This window comes from Paenibacillus sp. TSM33 (genome assembly GCF_056099025.1).
Genome location: NZ_JBLZXB010000018.1, coordinates 46,516 through 66,087 on the forward strand (window position 1 = coordinate 46,516; position 19,572 = coordinate 66,087).

Genomic DNA, 19,572 nt, shown 5'->3' on the forward strand with positions numbered 1-19,572 from the left:
CCTTTACAGATTAATCGGTTTAGATAGCACCTGGTCAATGATACCATATGCCTTTGCCTCTTCCGCTTCCATGAAGAAATCCCGGTCAGTATCACGTTCGATTTTTTCGAGAGGCTGACCCGTACGCTCCACATAGATTTGATTCAGCTTGGCACGTGTTTTGATAATCCAGTCCGCATGAATCAACATGTCGGAGGCTTGCCCCTGAATGCCGCCGAGCGGCTGGTGGATCATGACTTCACTATTGGTAAGTGCATATCTCTTGCCTGGCGCACCAGCTGTGAGCAATAAAGAACCCATACTAGCAGCCATACCTACACAAATCGTCGATACGTCCGGCTTAATGAATTGCATTGTATCATATATACCCATGCCTGCAGTAACAGAACCGCCTGGCGAGTTAATGTACAAATTAATGTCCTTCTCCGGGTCTTCCGCAGAAAGGAACAATAGCTGTGCAATGACGAGATTGGCGACATCGTCATCAATCGGGCCACTTAGGAAAATAATGCGATCCTTAAGCAACCGCGAGTAAATATCGTAAGATCGTTCTCCTCGATTCGTTTGTTCCACAACCATAGGGACGAGACTCATCACGACCAACCTCTTTTCTTTATTAAAATGAACACCTGTATTCATCCGCTTCCTTAAGTCCCATTAAAACGGAAGCGGCAATCATGAAACGTGAACACCTTACAAAATATTTTAACATGTTCAGAGTCTCGTGTCATATTTGCCTGTGCTCGTATATAAAATGCAGGCAATTTACAGACGACCTGCCGAGACCTTCTCATATTTAACCATGTTTCGTATGTATGTGCAAATGTACGGTAGTGACTTATGTAAAGCAGAAAACACCATTCACAGCGCTTTCCATAAACGACTAAAATTTGGGTTGTCTAAGGTAAAAATAAGGCACGTAACTTTCACTACGTGCCTTATCCTTATCTAATTACTACGTTGCAGCCTGTTACAGCATGCACCGTATATTTTATCGTTTAAATTACTCAGTAGCTGCAGCTGGCGCTTCAACTTCTTTGCTGTTTTCCACCAGCAAAGCGATTGTTTTGCGCAGTGAGATCTCTTCTTTCAAGTTAGCGAACGAGCCGTTACTTTCCAGAATGCTGCGGATCTCTTCTACAGAACGTTTGTAAGTGTCAGCCATGTTTTGCAGTTCTTCATTAATTTCCGCTTCAGAAACTTCGATGTTTTCTGCTTTAGCCACTTGCTCCAGCACGAGGTTGTTGCGTACGCGCTTCTCAGCATCAGCTTTCATCTGCTCTTCCAGGTCTTCTTTGCTTTGACCGGAGAAGCCGAGGAACATTTCAAGGTTCATGCCTTGGCTGCGCAGACGGTTGTCGAAATCGCGAACCATGTTTTGCACTTCACTCTTAACCATTGCCTCAGGAATGTCGATTGTTGCATTTTCAGCAACTTTCTCCACTACAGCGCCCTCACGAGCTGCTTTAGCTTCGTTTTCTTTGCGCTCCAGCAATTGCTTTTTCAAGTCTTCCTTGAATTCAGCAAGTGTGTCAAATTCACTTACATCTTTAGCAAATTCATCGTCCAATTCAGGAAGAACTTTGCGTTTCAGTTCATGAACTTTCACTTTAAATACAGCTTGTTTACCAGCGAGGTCAGCAGAATGGTAGTTCTCAGGGAACGTTACTTCAACGTCCTTGGAATCACCAGTGTGCAAACCAATCACTTGATCTTCAAAGCCAGGGATGAAGGTATTAGAACCCAGTTCCAGAGAATACTTCTCAGCTTGTCCACCTTCGAACTGTACGCCATCTACGGAACCGTCGAAGTCAATGATAGCTGTATCACCGGATTGAGCAGCATCTTCATCAACGACAACCAATTCAGCATGACGTTGTTGCAGGCGCTCCAGCTCTTGAGCCAGTTCTTCGTCGCTTACTTCGATTTTGCTTACAGGCACTTCTACGCCTTTGTAATCGCCCAAAGTTACTTCAGGTTTAACCGTAACTTTTGCTTTGAATTTGAAAGATTCGCCTTTAGCAAATTGAACAATTTCAACATCTGGGCTATCTACTGGGAAGATGTCTGTTTGCTCTACAGCTTGGCTGTATGCTTCTGGCAACAGGAAGTCAATTGCATCCTGGTACAGACTTTCAATACCATAACGTTTTTCAAAGATAGGACGTGGTACTTTACCTTTACGGAATCCAGGTACGCTTACTTGTTTAACCACTTTATTAAAAGCTTTGTCGAGTGCAGCGGCTACACGATCCGCGTCTACCTCAACTTCAAGAACCCCAAGGTTCTTCTCTATTTTCTCCCAAGTTGCTTTCATTTTATGCTTTCCCCTCCAACAAAATCTTCACTTAGTTTTCATTACAATCAACGCACACAAAATAACCACTATAGTATATCTAACATTACTGTCTTTTTCAAGAGCAGCCCTTGAATGCTTTAACAGGTAAACGTTTCCGGTCATTATGGAGTGTTCATTCCCGCCGCTACGAATAATCGCATCGACCGATACGCTTGCTCAAAACGGAAGCGCAGTGCATCCGTAATGCCATATATAGCCCGGGTTTCTTCTTCATTATTGTTCCCGTTCAAACTTTCCGAAACGGTCTGATGGAGTGCTGCTGCCCAAATATCCGGCATTCCGTCCTCTTCCACTAACATTGATCTATAATCTTTCGTACCGTACACTGCCATCACAAACTGTGACCATAGCTCCTGTGCAAAATAGAATAGTGTAGGCTCATGTACTTCAGTCTGGTCGGCTACCCGTTCCAAAATACGCATAATCGCCTCTGGAAACTCGTCGGGCTGTAACGGAACCGTTTCAATATCGATTTCCGCCTTTTCATCACCCCGTCTGATTTCTATCGTCCCTTCCATTCCGCGACGTCTCAATGTCTGCAGAACACGGAATTGGAGCAGAGGATGGATTTCCCGTTCCGTAATCCAGCGAAGCAAGGCATCGTCAATTTCCGGCAGTTCCAAGTAGGATAGCTGTTCCAAAGCTAGAATCGTCTGTTCGGATAACGGTTGATCCATAGCCATCTGCAAAAGCTTGTTACCGTAACCTGCGTCCTGTTCCTGCTTAAAGCGTGCATGACGGCGAGCCAGCTCAACTTCACTGACTTCGTCTTCTTCCACATTGTCCGTTACCGCCCCGCTGTCAGCGTACTGTGGAAATGCAGCTTCCAGCCATTGTAATAGAGCGTTCCATTCATCGTATTGTTTCTGCTCCTGGCCCTGACACCGTATCAAAAAACGCAGCATCGCCACCGCTTCTCCGTAACGTTCGTTTTCAAGCATCACCGTAAGTTGAATTTGATAGTAGTCCAGTGTCTTCGGAAACAATACGATATTATTTTCTTTTGTCGTCACCTTGGAGTCCTTAATTTTCAAGGCACCCCCTCTCTTCCGCAAGCTAAAGTATTTGTAGATTATATGAGAAACAGTAGCACAAGTTCAACCACTCGTCTTCAACATATTCACCTGTATTCTAACATACCCTTTTATAAGGCAAAAAAAACGATGTGTAGTCTGAATTCATGTGGTGTAGAGTCCAAATAAGTGATATATGCAAAATAAGACTTGAATCTTTTTCATCCATATGGTATATTAATATTCGCTTGAATTTTATGTCCCAGTAGCTCAGCTGGATAGAGCAACGGCCTTCTAAGCCGTCGGTCGGGGGTTCGAATCCCTCCTGGGACGTATAGCCGAAGCTTCCTATTTAGGAAGCTTTTTTTATTTTCTAGCAAAATAAGACCCAGTGTGGACGTTGGAGCCTAGCATCGTATTATAACCTATTTTAATGTAGAAAAGGCTGTTTCCATAGCGCTGTTCGAGCGCTTGTCCGGGACAGCCTTTTAATCGAGGATATACCCATTACACCGCTTGACTGCGTGGAGTAGCAAGGAGTTTAATCAAATGAAATTAGTATCTTGGAATGTAAATGGCTTAAGGGCCTGTGTAACCAAAGGATTTTATACTTATCTAAAAGAGACGAATGCTGATATTTTTTGCGTACAGGAAACGAAGCTTCAAGAAGGACAAATTCTCATGGAGAACATGGAGGAATACGTGCAATACTGGAATTACGCCGAGAAAAAAGGGTATTCCGGCACAGCTATTTTCACCAAAATCAAGCCGCTCTCTGTGCATTATGGACTTGAAGAAAATGAAGAACCGGAGGGGCGCACCATTACTCTGGAATTCGAAAAATTTTATCTTGTCAATGTGTACACACCGAATACGAAACGAGACTTATCCCGACTGCCATACAGGCTCGAATGGGAAGACCGTTTTCGCAACTATCTACAACAACTAGACGCTCTGAAGCCTGTCATCATTTGCGGAGACTTGAACGTGGCTCATCAGGAGATCGATCTCAAAAATGCCAAAGCCAACTACGGTAATGCTGGGTTCACGCCCGAGGAACGAGACCGCATGTCACAGCTGCTTAACGCCGGATTTATAGATACCTTCAGATATTTTTATCCTGATCGGACGGACGTTTATTCCTGGTGGTCCTATATGCCAAAAGTAAGGGAACGAAATATCGGCTGGCGGATTGACTACTTCCTCGTCTCGGAGCGGCTTCGTCCGCAATTAAAAGACGCAAGTATCGATTGCCATATTACAGGCAGTGACCACTGCCCTGTCATATTGGAATTGCAAGATTTTTCTGCATAATTCGCACTAATACAAGAGTCTAGAGTTTTAAAAAGCCGTCATGCTCCGTTTGGCAGCATGACGGCTTAAATGAATTAAAGCGATCTCTCCAGATACACTTCGATACGAGAAACCAGCCGATCTCTCACATCCTGCGCCTCTTTTTGGTCTAATACAGCCTGGTTTATTGTCTTCTGCTCCTCATTGCTATAATGCAGTATATACTGTTTCACTATGCAGTCCGGCGTGTAAGTATCCATACGACTTGTATTATAAAACGTCACCTGGCAGCTTCCGAGAAAGCAGAAGGATAACTCACCTGTAGCTGTGAACAGCCGCCCTGGCAACTTGGGCTCCAGCTTCAAGGTAAGCCCCCTAGAATCATAGCCAAATGGCTGCCCGCCTGTCATCATCCATAGCCACATATGAATAAATTCTGCCGTAGATCCACTCAGCCTCGCAATATAGCCCGTTCCATGCAAACTTGCATCAGGATTAGCACTGCTAGCAATAAAAGAACTGTTTTCCAGCGTACTTCTTCCATAGATCGCAGCGTCCATAAAAGGGGGTAGCGCTTTTTGGATGTCTGCAAAAAATTCAGTGTAAAGCCCCGCCTTTAAGCACTCAAGTAAATATTTATATTCCATATGCATAAATATCGATTCATTTTCCAGCCACCCTGGCGTAAAAGCTCTGGAACGACCAAGTTCAAACGGCTGCCCCGCCAGACTCTCATTCACCTTATACATACCCAGCTTTTTGTCGTAAAGCTCGCTCTGTCTGATTTGTCGATACAGCTTGCGCCCATTTATAATGTCGCCAGTTACTTTCATAGCCCGGGTTGGCCCTTCCAAAAAGAACGGTATATCCTTGCGTTTAAAGGAATGTATATTTACAAACATCCCCCCGTTCTCATCCTCCTGTACCTCGAATTCTTTGGCTTCATAATAAAAGAAGGTTGGGTATATCCCCTTTCCTATACGCAGAGCCTTATCCATCCCCTCTTGAATCTTACGCTCAGCCCGATGCAAAAATACCAGCACATCATCAAAGGATAATGCTGCTTCGGTCCCTTCAAATCCAAAACGAACCGTTTCGCGGTATGCTTCTCTAGCATCCGAAATCCGTGACCAGAAGCCATGATCGGCACTACCATTCCCAGGCTTCGCATCATTAAAATCGTGGTAGTACTCTTCAACTGCGAGCCCTAGTTTTTGGATCAACCTGGCGACCTCTAGCGGTAGTCTCAGCACAAAGTCTGCCGAAAGCTTCATCTGTGCATGTATTAAAAATCTTACGAGTCGCTGTAATTCGCATAGCTCACTAAAGCCCGAAGCAAATAGCCCCGGAAGTCCGTTCATGGAATCATTCCATCCCGGTTTCCCCGCCTCCATCTCAATTCCCAAGCCTTCTGGATCTAATGTAGACAGCTTGATGGCAGCCAAGGATAGCAGCTTCTCGTACAAATTGGACTTGTAAATCTCTCCGTTGCCTCGTCCGGTTCGAACCCAGTGAACATCGCGGGTCCGCATGTGAAGTTGAGCTTTCTTCTCCTTGCTTTCTACAACCGCTCCGTACTGACGAATACGTCCGTCCTTCATCTGCACGTATTTGTTTCGGCGCGGCTGTACCCATGCGGGACTGTCGTAATACATGTACTCCCTGGCCGAGAGCAGGAGTTCTTCTTGTTTGTCTGGAAAGATACTTAAATAGCTTTCGATTAGATCCATATTATAAGTCCAATGGTCGATCCAGAAGCCTTCACCAAAATCAGCCTCATAGCATTGCTCGGAATGCTTGAGGGCTTCGGTCACAAATGTCTCTACCGTTTGCTTTAGTCCAATATTGTCATGAATGATGTGCTGAATCAGCTCGCCCGGGGTAAATGATGATTGAAAAAAAGTACACAAAGACGAATGGGCCGCCACTTCCACCTGTTCCAGCAACGGTTCGAGCTCTCGTATTTGAAAGCTACAGCCTTTTACAACAAGCGGGTTATAGCCGTCCGGCTGAATCAGGCTCATAAACAAACGAATATTAAAATCTCCGACGCCCGGGTTAAACCACACATCATTTCTCCGATTCTGGTTCGCATCGCGGAAATTACCATTTCCTTGAGAATAATACCCCGCCTGAAGTTTGAAAAAATTATAGTCTCGTTCCAGATCCCCATGCTTGCGCGAAAATACATGATACACAAAGGGTTGCTCCGTGCCGTTGTCCAGCAATAATGGATAACCACCACGTAACAGATTATCCAGATAGCTCTGACGACAGTATTCGTCAAACAACGGAATGGATGTCTGCGTGGCCATTCCATCCGTCAACTCTTCAACTAACGTTCTAGCTTCCTTCGCCTTTTGATCGATATAAGACATCGTTGCAATTTCTGTAATCCGTTTATTGATCAATTGAATATCATTCACATGCCCGATGACCGAACAGTGATTTACAGCTGCACCTGCCGCCAGTCGTGCCGCATAACCGCTAAACCCACAAGGCACTTTATTCGTCGTCACTGGCTGCTGTGATATCAGGTCTTCGACACGTGTATGGATAAAGCAGTCAGGGAAGGTCAGGGACGTATTTTCACCAAATATAATGGATGGATCGACAATGGGACGTACTAGTCTGGCCTTGCCATCCTGCTCCACAAAGCTATACATAAAATGTCCCGCCTCAATCTGATGGACCTCACTTGTATCCGCTGTACTTCCACGTACCTTATAGTAAGGTATGCTGTTATTGAGGTTATACACATCCATCCAGCTTTTCAGTGTATATCCAAGCTCCTTGTAAGCCGTATTGTCAATACCGAAGGGCAGCACAGCCGGCATGCCGTCCAGCACCTCCAGCTCAAGTTCTTGATCGGAATGATTGACAATCTCAACCTTGCGCACCAAAGCAGCGTAGCTTTCATGAGGAAGCGTAAAATATTGCACACGCACCTCCAGCCCTTTATCTGGATGAGAGCTATTAATTTCCAGCATATGGCGGGATATTAACATTTTTTGTTGCTCATGCTCCAAAGGACGCACAGCCGAAAACGGCTCCATATAGCTCCACTCATCCTGCCTTTTTACCTTTAAAAAGGTACGGAAGCCATGGATCGGTACGAGGCTATAGCTGCGGTTAGCCGGAAAAAATTCCATAATCGCTCCATTTTTATCCTCCACACCAAAGCTCGCAATTCCTTGTCCACGATTAACATAATACGCCCACAGGGGAATCCCCTGAACACCAGCAATGCCGGGCAAGAAACTGGAAAAGGGCTTGGCATGCGCAAAATTTTCAATCACAAAACGTCCTTGATTGTCAAAATAATACGACTGCATCGTATCCCCCTTTTCTATTTAAAACCCGTTCTTCGCCATCATTTGCTTGAACCATAGCGCACTTTGTTTGGGAGTCCGTTCCTGCGTCTCGTAATTGATATGCACAATGCCAAAACGCTTGCTGTACCCCCAGGCCCATTCAAAGTTATCAAGGAAAGACCAGACAAAATACCCCTTGAGCTGGCCTCCCTCTCTAATGAAGCGATGACAGGCCTTTAAATGTTCTTCAATATAGCGCTGACGCCCGGTATCCTCAATCTGTCCATTTACCAGTTCATCCCTCATCGCTGCTCCATTTTCCGTAATCAGAATGGGCAAGCCCTTGCTAAAATCCTTCTCAATCCGTGTCAGCAGCTTATAAAAAGATTCAGGGTGAATCTCCCATCCCATGTCCGTTACTGGCTCCTCCATGTGAACCTGCTCTACTTGCAGCAACGAAGCGTCGTTCGTTGATCGAATGATGCTACGGGTATAATAGTTAATGCCCAAAAAATCCCCCGGTTGCTGAATCAGCTCCATATCACCAGGCTGTACAAAATCCAATCCATTCAGATACGTTCCGTACCATTCCACCATATCTTCAGGATACTTTCCGTTAAACAATGGCTCCGCAAACCAACGATTAATAAAGCCATCTCTTCTGATGGCAGCAGCCACGTCCTCGGGTCGCTCGGAAGCCGCATCCACATGTTCCATGTTCAACGTAATGCCAATCTTACCCGTTAACCCTTTTTCCTTATGCAAATTGCTGGCAATCCCATGACACATCAGAATATGATGGGCGGCAGTAAAGGCTTCCCTCCAGTTCTCATGGCCAGGGGCATGCTCTCCTGTACCATAGCCCAAAATAGAGGCGCAATAAGGCTCATTTATCGTATTCCACCAGTTTATCCGCTCGCCGAATCGATCCATGATTACAGAGGCATACGTTTTAAAATGTTGGATAGTCTCTCGCTGTGTCCATCCACCCTCGTCCTCAATCCACTGCGGTAGATCCCAATGATACAGCGTCAGCATCGGGATCAGTCCAGCCAACTCAATCTCATCCAGCAGATGCTCGTAGAAGAGCAACCCCTCTTCGTTAATAATGCCAGCCGCGGGCATAATACGTGGCCAAGCTACAGAAAAACGATAATGTAAAAAACCAAGCTGTTTCATTAATTGCACGTCTTCTTTAAAGTGGTGAAAATGATCACATGCTACATCTCCACAGTCCCCTCCGATTACCTTCCCGGGGATTTGACAAAAAGTATCCCAAATGGAGGGCGTTCTGCCGCCCTCAGCTGTACCCCCTTCAATTTGATAAGAAGAGGTTGAAGTTCCCCACATAAACGTGGCAGGAAATATAAAGGTATTCTCGCTCATACTCGGTACCGTCCTTTCAGGAATCAAGACTTCACAGCTCCAGCCATTGCACCGCCGACAATAAAGCGCTGGAGGAAAATATACAAAATAACCAGCGGTAGTGTAACAATCAAGATACCGCAAGCAAGCAGCGGCCAGTTGTTCATGTATTGTCCATAGAAAGAGAACAGTCCCTTGGTCACTGGCTGATAGGCGGGATCAGACAAATAAATGGTAGGACCTATAATGTCGTTCCATGCACCAATGGCTGTCAAAATGATGCCTGTCGCCAACACGGGCTTCATCAGTGGTACAAGAATCGTGAACAAATAACGTGAATAACCGCATCCGTCCATTGCAGCCGCTTCATCCAGCTCTCGGGAGACAGACTTGATATACCCCACAAACATCAGAAAAGCGATGCCGGTACCTGTCGTTTTCAGCAAAATAAAACCAAGCTGTGTATTGTACAGTCCCAGACTATTAATAAGGGCAAATTGCGGAATTAGCGGATTGGGGAGATACATGGAAATCAGGAAAAACACATAAAAGAAGGTACTGAACTTAACATATCCCCGTGCCAGCGGAAAGGCGGCAAACACGGATATAATCAGGGTTAATAACGTAGAAACTCCTGTATACAAAATACTGTTCCACATATATTGAGAGAAATTCCCTTTATCCCAAGCATCCATGAAATTCTCCAAACGCAGACCCTTGGCTAGCGCTACAGGATCCATCAAATACTCGCTTTGCGTCTTCATTGATACATTAAAAAGGTAGAAAAGCGGGAGTACATATAACGAAAGCATGAGCAGTACGATGGTGTAGCTCACTATTTTGGTTCCTTTGCTACTGCTCATTACATTTCCACCTCTCTTCTGCGCAAGTAATAAAGTGCAATCATTGATACCGTAAACACGAATACAAACTGGATCATCGCAACTGCGGAAGCAAGACCATAATCTGATGTCCCGGAGCCAAAGGCTGTGGCATATACATCAAATGCAAGTGTCGTCGTGTTGAATTTACCCCCTGTCAGCACATAAATAATGTCAAAGGTTTGCAAGGCGCCGATAATGGACAGCAGCATATTGACGGTAAAGGACGGTGCAATCATTGGAAAGGTAATATTTTTGAACGCTTTCCATCCAGAAGCGCCGTCCATATATCCCGCTTCATATAAGTCACTAGGAATGGATTGGAGTCCAGCTAAGAAAATAGTCATCGAGTAACCCATGTACATCCAAATTTGCACAAAAATGACCAATTCAAATGCAATATCATAATCCCCAAAGAAGTTGGAGCTGGTTCCAAAAAAGTTCAGCAATGCTTGCGCAGGACCGCCAAGCGGATTGGCAAGCAACTGCCAGATCAGACCGGATACCGTTACCCCGAGCACAACGGGCAGAAAAAATACAGAACGATATAACACATCACCTTTGAGCTTTTTATTAATAAGGATAGCCATGAATAGCCCAACTGCGTTTTGGATCACAACCACCGCTACGGCAAAATATAAGGAACGGCCAATGGAAGCAATGCGATCTCCAGAATCGGAGGAGGTAAAAAAGGTCGTGTAATTCTCGAATCCGATAAAATTCCACGTCTGTCCCGGAACCCCGGTAGCATCTGTAAAGGAAAAAAGCACGGTTACCATAGAGGGTCCAAAACCAAGAAGCAAATAGAGCAGCACCGGAATACTCAGCAGAAAATAGGGCATTATCCGGGCAGCACCCTTTCCAAAGGGATACATGGGTCTCACACCTTTTCACATTATTATGGGAGCTTTGCAGTTACCATTGTGTTCATGTAAAATCTATGGATTATTTAGGGGCTGCCGCATCCCAGTCTGCTTGAGATTTCTGCGCAAGCTCCAAAGGCGTTTTTAACGGACCGGCAGGCGCCAAAAATTCCGCATGTACACTGGCTTCCTTAATGTACTGTCCAACATTCTTACGATTGATAAACAGCTGATCCCAAGAGAGCTTGAAGTTTTCCAGTGAAGGCTGGATTTCATTAACGAAATCGCTGCTTATCTTCACATCAGACTGTGTTGGCAAAAATCCAGCAGCGTTCACAAAATCCGTGTAGTTCTGCTTTTCAGAGAGCATTTCAAGCCATTTGATCGCATACTCCTTGTTTGGTGACTTTTCTAGTACCATCCAGGTCATATCATACTTGCCTGCCAGGTTTTTATTTTTGGCGGGGTCGTTACTGCCCGGAATCGGGAAATAACCAAATTTCAGCTCTGGATTGGCTGTCTGAATCGTAGTTGCATCCCACGTACCATCCGCAATCATCGCTACACGCCCGGAAGCAAATAAGCTTGGCAAGGTTCCATAGTCAATTCCCATAAATCCACCAATGGCGTTGTTCATCAAAATTTGTGTTTTTTCCAGCACCTCAAGCTGGACAGGATCAGTCAGTTTGGTCTTGCCTGTCCACAGCCCTTTGATATATTCCAGCTGATCATCATGGATAGAGGCTTGAAGTCCTTGGACTGCAAGATTAATAGGCCATACATCCTTACCGCCGAAACCAATCGGTTCTACACCGTTATCCTTGAGCACCTTCATAACATTCACCAGTTCGTCCCATGTCGTGGGCACAGCAAGATTATATTTTTCAAAAATCTCTTTGTTGTAAAACAGACCTGTCAGTGCTACCTTACCCATGTTTACACCGTATACCTTGTCGTTATAGGTCATGGCATTTTTGACATCTGTAGGATTATAGTTTTTGATAAAAGCTTGATCTGACAGATCTGCAATGAGTCCTCCCTCGATCCACTGCTTCCACATCGGATCAGCAGCTCCCTTAGACCATTCCTGCGGTGCGCCTACGAAGCTGAATTTCAGAGGAATAATGTCTGCATCACCGGTTGAACCCGCATTCATACGCGTTTGCATCAGTTGATCATAAGTGGAATCAGCAGGAACCGTCGTATACTCCACCTGAACATCAGGATACTTCTCTTCAAACTTTTTATTAAATCCCTTTATATAGTTATTAATATTCTCCTGCTGCCAATGAATAATTTTTAACGTGACCTTTTTATTCCCGTTCTGCCCAGCTTCGTTACCTTTACCGCAAGCGGCTAATACCACGATTAAAGCGGTTACAACAAGTAAAGAAAAACACTTTTTCAGCATTGCAAAATTCCCCCTGTAATCTTAGAATAAATGCACTCACTCTTACGAAATCGGTTTAGTTAATTACAGCTACTATTATGTATCGAATAGCCTGTATTTGTAAATAGCAATTTGTAAATTATCAAAAAATCATTAACTATCGTTAAATCGAACTTAATTCTCCATAATATATTAAGATTTATCCTTTAATAGCACGGTTGACTCTCTTCTATGAGGTAGCATAGAATACGAGTAATCATTAATTTTAGAATGCAAGGTCAAATGAACTAAATCAGTTTAGTTGCGGAGGATTCCATGAATATAAAAACAATAGCTAGCATGGCAGGCGTTTCAGTAGCAACGGTTTCGAAGATCATAAACAATTACACAGATATCAGTGAGGAAACCCGGCAGCGAGTACTCAAAATTATGGAGGAAACAGGCTATAGACCTTCCTCCTCGGCTAAAACGCTTGCTACCAAAAAATCTAATCTGGTAGGCGTTATATTCGCTGGCAAGCTGAATGTCGATTTTAGTCATCCTTTTTTTGTAGACATTATTAATGTTTTCAAAAAGCAGATTGGCTTGCTCGGTTACGACCTGCTGTTTTTTTCGAATGAGAAATTTCTGGATAATGGAGAGGACTATTTGGCTCGCTCAAAATATTTCTCAGTGGACGGGTGCATTATTATTGCCGGAGACGAAGTGGAGAAGAGTGTTTTTGATCTCGATGCCAGCCCTATCCCCTGCATCGGTGTTGATATCGAATTAACCGGAGCCAGTTCCTGCTACATCATGTCCGACAATCAGAAGATTTCAATGAAAGTTGTTGAGCACTTTTACATGAATGGATACCGTGAAATGGGTTTTATAGGCATAGAACGCCCCTCCTTGGTTATTAAAGAGAGAGAGGATGCGTTTATCGCCTCACTAAAGCGGTTTAGCCTTGACGTCAGACCGGAATGGATCGTGTATGGCAAGGACTATGCAGCAGAGGATGGATACCAGATCGCAAAGGCGTGGATACAGCAAGGAGATTTACCAAGAGCTATTTTTGCCGCTACCGACCTGCTTGCCTTTGGTGCCATCCGTGCTTTCAAGGAGAGCGGCTTGAGGGTACCCGAGGATATTGCCGTAGTAGGATGTGATGATATTGAAGCCTGTCGTTATACCGATCCTCCACTGACGACTGTGAAACAAGATAAACAAAAAATAGGCCGTCTAGCCGCGATGGTACTGTTTGACCTGATGAATAAACAAATGGATACAAAATGTATTAAAGTAGAGCCCGAACTAGTTATTCGTACCTCCTGCGGAGCCCGGCAACATTGGAACCATACGAGGGTGGAGGGATAGCACATATTTAAAAAAGGTGACTCCTGTCGAATCAGAAGTCACCTTTTTGCAGTTATATAACAAGAGCCCTTTCGTTTAAGCCATTATTTGTAGGCCATCGTCGCATTCACAGCCTTTTTCCAGCCTTCATACAGGCTGTCACGTGTTGTCTCATCCATCGTAGGGGTAAAAGAAGTTTCCACCCTCACCCGCTTACGAAGATCATCCATACTCTTCCAATACCCAACAGCCAAACCTGCTAGGCATGCAGCACCCAATGCCGTTGTCTCATGGATAACCGGCCGTTCCACCGTCGCATCCAGAATATCACTCTGGAATTGCATCAGGAAATTGTTCAACACGGCTCCCCCATCTACCCGCAACGTCTTCACCGCGATACCTGAATCAATCTCCATGGCTGTGAGCACATCCTTGGTCTGATAAGCGAGGGACTCCAAGGTGGCACGAATAAAATGCTCCTTCGTGGTCCCACGTGTCAGACCGAACATTGCTCCGCGCACCTCGCTATCCCAGTAGGGGCTGCCCAGGCCGACAAAAGCAGGTACAAGATACACGCCTTCTGTGGAGGAAACACGGGCGGCATAAGGCTCACTGTCCTTCGCTTCACGGAACATGCGCAGCCCATCTCGCAGCCACTGGATCGCAGACCCTGCAACAAACACACTCCCCTCAAGCGCATATTGCACTTTGCCTTTCTCTAGTCCCCAAGCGATGGTCGTAATCAGGCCATGCTTGGATTCAACCGGCTGATCCCCCGTATTCATCAGCATGAAGCAGCCTGTGCCGTAAGTGTTTTTGATCATTCCCTTTTCGTAACAAGCCTGACCGAACAAGGCTGCCTGCTGGTCACCCGCTGCACCAGCGATCGGTACATTCTGACCAAAGAAATGATAATCCACGGTGTGCGCATATACCTCGGAAGAGGGCCTTACCTCAGGCAGCATGATTTTCGGTACTCCCAGAATATCCAGCAGCTCTTCATCCCACTTTAGCTCATAAATATTGTACATCAGCGTTCTGGCCGCATTGGAGTAGTCTGTTACATGGGCCTTTCCGCCGGATAGTTTCCAGATTAGCCACGAGTCAATCGTACCAAATAATAAGTCACCTCGTTCCGCTTTTTCCCGCGCTCCTTCTACATGATCCAGTACCCACTTTACTTTAGTGCCTGAAAAATATGGATCGATCAATAGCCCTGTTTTGCTGTGAAACAACTCCTCATGTCCTTGCCGCTTCAATTCTTCGCAAATATCCGAGGTTTGACGTGATTGCCATACGAGAACGTTATACACGGGTAACCCTGTATTTTTGTCCCACACGACCACCGATTCTCGCTGATTGGTAATGCCGATAGCAGCAATTTGTTTTGCTTTTACACCGGATTCAGAAAGACAGGAGGCAATAACACCCAGAATAGAACTCCAGATTTCATTCGCATTTTGCTCTACCCAGCCGGGGTGAGGAAAATATTGCGGAAATTCCCGCTGGGCCGAGTACACCACATTTCCTTCGCTATTGAACAAAATCGCTCTTGAACTTGTCGTTCCCTGGTCTAGTGACAAAATATATTTTCCCATGTTCATCTCTCCCTGTGTAAATCCATCGTTTTTACGCTGTAAGCTTGTGATCCATTTTATGATTTTTATAAGTACGACTGATACGGAAGGTAATCAAGAGTACAACCACGATGATCCCTAATAAAATCCAGAAGGCCTGAGTCACACTCCCCTTAAAAACGGCCTGATAAAATGGACCTGCGAAAGATCCCCCCAATAGCGGTCCTACAATGGGCACCCATGCATATTTCCAGTTGGATGCTCCCTTACCGGGAATCGGTAGTAAATAATGCATCAGACGCGGTCCAAAATCCCTCGCTGGATTGATGGCATAGCCCGTTGTGCCTCCAAGGGATAAACCGATACTGACAACCAAAAAACCAACAATCAGCGGTTTCAGACCGTCTGTAAATGAATTGGCACCGAACGACAGTAAAGCAAGAACAAAGATAAAAGTACCTATCATTTCACTAAGCACGTTACCAAACGGATGATCAATAGCTGGTCCTGTCGCAAATACACTGAGTTTGGCTGCTGTGTCCTCCGTCTCTTTCCAGTGAGGCCAATAATGCAAAATGACAATCACTGCACCCGCCATGGCTCCAAGAAGCTGAGCCACAATATAACCGGGAACATCCTGCCATGGAAAACTACCCTGAAATGCCAACGCGAGTGTAACTGCGGGATTCAAATGCGCTCCGCTGATTTGGCCCACCGCATACACCCCAATAGCTACCGCGAGCCCCCACCCCATTCCGACCACAATCCAGCCAGAAGCGTGGGCAAAAGACTTTTTCAGGGACACCCCTGCGCACACTCCGCCACCTAGGGCAATAAGAATCATTGTCCCTATGAATTCGGCTGCGTATGGCGACATACAACCAACCTCCTCAATAGATCATCCGATTTTGATCGTTTTCATCGCGCAAAAAAAAGAAAAGCCATCACAAACCAACCCTGTGCTGTAACATGGGATGTCTGCGTGGCTCTCTTGTCTCCGTCACGATTATTAACTTAAATTTGATATTATATAAGCATGTAAGCGATGTCAACTGCGGATTTACGTCTTCTGATATCCTAAAATAATCGTTGACCATGTTAGATTGCCCGATTTATGATGTAAAAAAATGGCTGAATGTAAGGGTTTCAGGATGAATACGACACTCCCCAACTTGATGATGAAGGGAAGAATGTTATGCTGAAATTTCTACAAAAAATCGGCAAGTCGTTAATGCTTCCAGTAGCTACTTTACCCGCCGCAGGGATTTTGCAAGGGCTAGCTCTCATTAATTATGAAACGGACATTCCGCTTGGTCCTGGAGTTGGTGGATTTCTGAATCATTATGTAACTCCTTTTTTGAACGAAGGGGCGGGTGCCATCTTCGGCAACCTGGCGCTCATTTTCTCCATCGGTGTTGCTATTGGTCTGGCAGGCGACGCGGTAGCCGCACTTTCGGCAGTCATTGCCTATTTGGTGCTGACCCGTATTTTGGCGGCCGTACCGGGTATATTTGCGTATATTCCAGACGACGTTAAGCTGGACATGGGCGTATTGGGCGGTATTTTTATCGGTGGATGGTCTGCTTATCTGTTCAAGAAATATCACAATATTCAGCTTCCAGATTGGCTCGGCTTTTTTTCGGGCAAACGTTTTGTCCCCATGATTACAGCCTTCACGACCATGATTTTAGCCATTCTGCTCGGCATGATCTGGAGTCCGATACAAGATGGCATTGCAGCCTTCGGCAACTGGATTGTTGGCTTTGGCGGAATCGGCTCAATGGTGTTCATGATTGCCAATCGACTGCTGATCCCGCTCGGTTTGCATCATGTGTTGAACTCGATCGCATGGTTTCAAATTGGGGACTATACCAATGCTGCAGGCGAAGTTGTTCATGGTGACCTGACGCGTTTTTTCGCAGGCGATACATCGGCGGGGATGTTCATGTCCGGCTTCTTCCCCATTATGATGTTCGCTCTGCCGGCGGCGGCTCTTGCATTCATCCATACGGCCAAGCCGGAAAAACGTAAAGCTATCGCTTCCATCTTTATCGGCTCTGCACTAGCGTCGTTCCTGACCGGAATTACCGAACCCCTCGAATTTTCTTTTATGTTCATTGCACCTCTGCTTTACGGCGTTCATGCTCTGCTAACAGGTCTGAGCGGCCTAGTCGTATACCTACTGGATGTCAAACTCGGCTTTTCCTTTTCAGCAGGACTCATTGACTATCTGGTCAATATGAAGCTCTCCACCCATCCATTGCGAATGATCCCGATTGGGCTTGTCTTCGCCCTCATCTATTATTTTCTGTTCCGCTTCATCATCCTCAGATTCAATCTGAAGACTCCCGGGCGCGAAGATGATATAGATGACAATCTTCTGTCTGAGGCGAATGAATCCGTACCCGTTGGAAAGGCAAGCGCCTCATCTGGCACTCAGCCCAGTCAGGCAAGCAAAGTCCTAAGCTATCTCGGCGGTTCAGACAATATTCAAAGCATTGATGCCTGCATCACTCGGCTGCGTCTTGTTGTCAAGGACGACAAAGCGGTTAACGATCAAGCTCTTAAGCAGCTCGGAGCGTCGGGAATCATCAGGCTTGGGAACGGTACCCTGCAGGTTATTTTCGGAACTCGGTCCGAAACTCTGAAAGATGAGATACAACGATTAATGTTATGAGCTAAACCCCTGACTTAAACACGTGCGATCTTCCTATAACAGACGCACGTGCTTTTTTTTATGGATAAATGTTTCAAATTTTTTGTTTTTGGTTAAGGCAATGCACATAAATGGGTAATAGCTTCATATGATGGAGCTAAACCATTTACAACTTGTTTAGCAGGCAGATTATTCAGACAGCAAGGAGGGAAATGATGTGAAGACAGTACGATGGCTGGTATTATGTCTTGCTTTTCTCACTATGATTAGTGGTTGTAGTGGGTCCCTGTCCTCTAAAGGTCAATCATCTGAAGCTAATTTGTCAAACAACAAAAAGATAACGCTTACATTATGGTACTGGAACCGTTCTATTGACGATGAGTTGCTCGCCCAGGCCGAAAAACAGTTTCCCAACATTGAATTAAAAACTCAAAAAATAGGCGGTGACTTTAAAGCCAAACTGAAGACAACGCTCGCAGCTCGTTCCGGTGAACCGGATATCGTAGCTCTGAACGACTGGATGGTGGAGCTGTTCCCCAGTGCAGATCGTTTTTATGATTTAAGGGAACTCGGAGCAGACCGCCTGAAAGATCAATATTTGGAATGGAAATGGAATCAGGGCATCACCCCTGAAGGTAAAATGATTGCATTTCCCATGGATACTGGGCCTACCGCCCTCTTCTATCGTAGCGACCTGTTTGAACAGGCAGGCTTGCCTAGTGATCCTGAGCGAGTCAGTGCCTCGATCCGCACATGGGATGATTACATGGCAGCCGGAGAACAACTTCAGCAGAAATTCGGAACCCGTTCGTTTTTAGCCGATAATATTGTAAACGTTTACAATCAAGTGCTCGCTCAACATACAAACCTGTACTTCAAGCCGGATGGAAGTTATATCGGCAATCAATCTCCTGACATCCGCCTAGGCTGGAAAACCGCGGTGGATTTCCACAGGAAGCATCTGCTCGCCAATGCGGATGGCTGGACTCCTGAATGGAACGCTTCGGTCAATAACGGTAAAATCGCCTCGTTCGTAGGGGCAATCTGGATGAAGCAAGTTCTCACAGAAGCCGCACCGGATACAGCGGGCAAATGGAGAGTCGCCCGGGCTCCTGGAGGAGACGGCAATCTGGGAGGGTCTTTCATCTCTATCCTCAAATCCAGCCAACACCCCAAAGAAGCCTTTAAAGTTCTGACCTGGCTGCAAAACCCGGAACACCAACTGGAAGCCTACCATAAAATCGGGCTGTTCCCATCCACTCCCGGCGTCTATGACGATCCCGTGATGAAGACACCCGAATCCTTCTTTGGTGGTCAGGCCACTGGCCTCATTTTTGCCGCCTCCGCACGTCATGTGAAAAATAGCTATTTCGGCGAGCGCTATCCTGTCATCCACGGCATTGTGACCCGTCGTCTTGCCAATGTGGCCAAACAAAATGCCGATCCCGACTCATTATGGACGGAAACAATGCAACGAATTGAACGGGAATTACAGCGGTAAAAAACAAAACTTCAAAAAAGGCGTG

General features: G+C 45.6%; 14 protein-coding genes and 1 tRNA gene. 5 read left to right on the forward strand and 10 right to left on the reverse strand.

Translation table 11 applies throughout. The features are described 5' to 3' along the window. Positions 1-3: 3 nt before the first annotated feature. The 3 genes from clpP to ACN6NF_RS19235 all read right to left on the reverse strand — a co-directional run bounded on the left by clpP (position 4) and on the right by ACN6NF_RS19235 (position 3,393). On the reverse strand, positions 4-594 hold the full coding sequence (gene clpP, locus ACN6NF_RS19225; protein ID WP_016324659.1) for an ATP-dependent Clp endopeptidase proteolytic subunit ClpP: 591 nt from the start codon (positions 592-594) through the stop codon (positions 4-6). Between the two features lie 409 nt (positions 595-1,003). Next, the gene (tig, locus tag ACN6NF_RS19230; RefSeq protein WP_474319110.1) at positions 1,004-2,317 is read right to left on the reverse strand and encodes a trigger factor; all 1,314 of its coding nucleotides are present in this window, start codon (positions 2,315-2,317) and stop codon (positions 1,004-1,006) included. Positions 2,318-2,460: 143 nt separating this feature from the next. Then, complete coding sequence (locus ACN6NF_RS19235) at positions 2,461-3,393, reverse strand: hypothetical protein (RefSeq protein WP_474319111.1); 933 nt, start codon at positions 3,391-3,393, stop codon at positions 2,461-2,463. 238 nt (positions 3,394-3,631) lie between these two features. On the opposite strand from ACN6NF_RS19235, the gene ACN6NF_RS19240 reads away from it, so the two are divergent. Both ACN6NF_RS19240 and ACN6NF_RS19245 read left to right on the forward strand, forming a co-directional pair. After that, positions 3,632-3,705: transfer RNA gene (locus ACN6NF_RS19240), tRNA-Arg, on the forward strand. A 216-nt stretch (positions 3,706-3,921) separates the two neighbouring features. Next, complete coding sequence (locus tag ACN6NF_RS19245; protein WP_474319112.1) at positions 3,922-4,686, forward strand: exodeoxyribonuclease III; 765 nt, start codon at positions 3,922-3,924, stop codon at positions 4,684-4,686. A gap of 74 nt (positions 4,687-4,760) precedes the next feature. On the opposite strand, the gene ACN6NF_RS19250 is transcribed toward ACN6NF_RS19245, so the two are convergent. The 5 genes from ACN6NF_RS19250 to ACN6NF_RS19270 form a co-directional block, all read right to left on the reverse strand. Continuing rightward, positions 4,761-8,000, reverse strand: coding sequence for a cellobiose phosphorylase (locus ACN6NF_RS19250; protein ID WP_474319113.1), 3,240 nt, complete (start codon positions 7,998-8,000; stop codon positions 4,761-4,763). Between the two features lie 18 nt (positions 8,001-8,018). Continuing rightward, positions 8,019-9,365, reverse strand: coding sequence for a GH1 family beta-glucosidase (locus ACN6NF_RS19255; protein WP_474319114.1), 1,347 nt, complete (start codon positions 9,363-9,365; stop codon positions 8,019-8,021). Between the two features lie 23 nt (positions 9,366-9,388). Further along, positions 9,389-10,207, reverse strand: a complete 819-nt coding sequence (locus ACN6NF_RS19260) for a carbohydrate ABC transporter permease (protein ID WP_017427404.1) — start codon at positions 10,205-10,207, stop codon at positions 9,389-9,391. Next, complete coding sequence (locus ACN6NF_RS19265) at positions 10,207-11,100, reverse strand: carbohydrate ABC transporter permease (RefSeq protein WP_474319115.1); 894 nt, start codon at positions 11,098-11,100, stop codon at positions 10,207-10,209. The genes ACN6NF_RS19260 and ACN6NF_RS19265 overlap by 1 nt, the downstream gene beginning before the upstream one ends. A 70-nt stretch (positions 11,101-11,170) precedes the next feature. Further along, positions 11,171-12,499, reverse strand: a complete 1,329-nt coding sequence (locus tag ACN6NF_RS19270; RefSeq protein WP_019688422.1) for an ABC transporter substrate-binding protein — start codon at positions 12,497-12,499, stop codon at positions 11,171-11,173. A 294-nt stretch (positions 12,500-12,793) separates the two neighbouring features. Here ACN6NF_RS19270 and ACN6NF_RS19275 point away from each other — a divergent pair, with 294 nt between their 5' ends. Beyond that, a complete protein-coding gene (locus ACN6NF_RS19275; protein ID WP_474319116.1) occupies positions 12,794-13,834 on the forward strand; it encodes a LacI family DNA-binding transcriptional regulator in 1,041 nt (346 codons plus the stop codon). Positions 13,835-13,917: 83 nt separating this feature from the next. Here ACN6NF_RS19275 and glpK read toward each other — a convergent pair whose 3' ends face one another. Then, positions 13,918-15,411 (reverse strand): glycerol kinase GlpK, encoded by a 1,494-nt coding sequence (gene glpK, locus ACN6NF_RS19280; protein ID WP_474319117.1) that lies wholly within the window; start codon positions 15,409-15,411, stop codon positions 13,918-13,920. 31 nt (positions 15,412-15,442) lie between these two features. After that, on the reverse strand, positions 15,443-16,267 hold the full coding sequence (locus ACN6NF_RS19285; protein WP_474319118.1) for an MIP/aquaporin family protein: 825 nt from the start codon (positions 16,265-16,267) through the stop codon (positions 15,443-15,445). Positions 16,268-16,585: 318 nt separating this feature from the next. Here ACN6NF_RS19285 and ACN6NF_RS19290 point away from each other — a divergent pair, with 318 nt between their 5' ends. Together ACN6NF_RS19290 and ACN6NF_RS19295 are read left to right on the forward strand one after the other, a co-directional pair. After that, complete coding sequence (locus ACN6NF_RS19290) at positions 16,586-18,067, forward strand: PTS transporter subunit EIIC (protein WP_474319119.1); 1,482 nt, start codon at positions 16,586-16,588, stop codon at positions 18,065-18,067. 196 nt (positions 18,068-18,263) lie between these two features. Further along, complete coding sequence (locus ACN6NF_RS19295) at positions 18,264-19,547, forward strand: ABC transporter substrate-binding protein (protein WP_474319120.1); 1,284 nt, start codon at positions 18,264-18,266, stop codon at positions 19,545-19,547. The last annotated feature ends 25 nt before the right edge of the window (positions 19,548-19,572 follow it).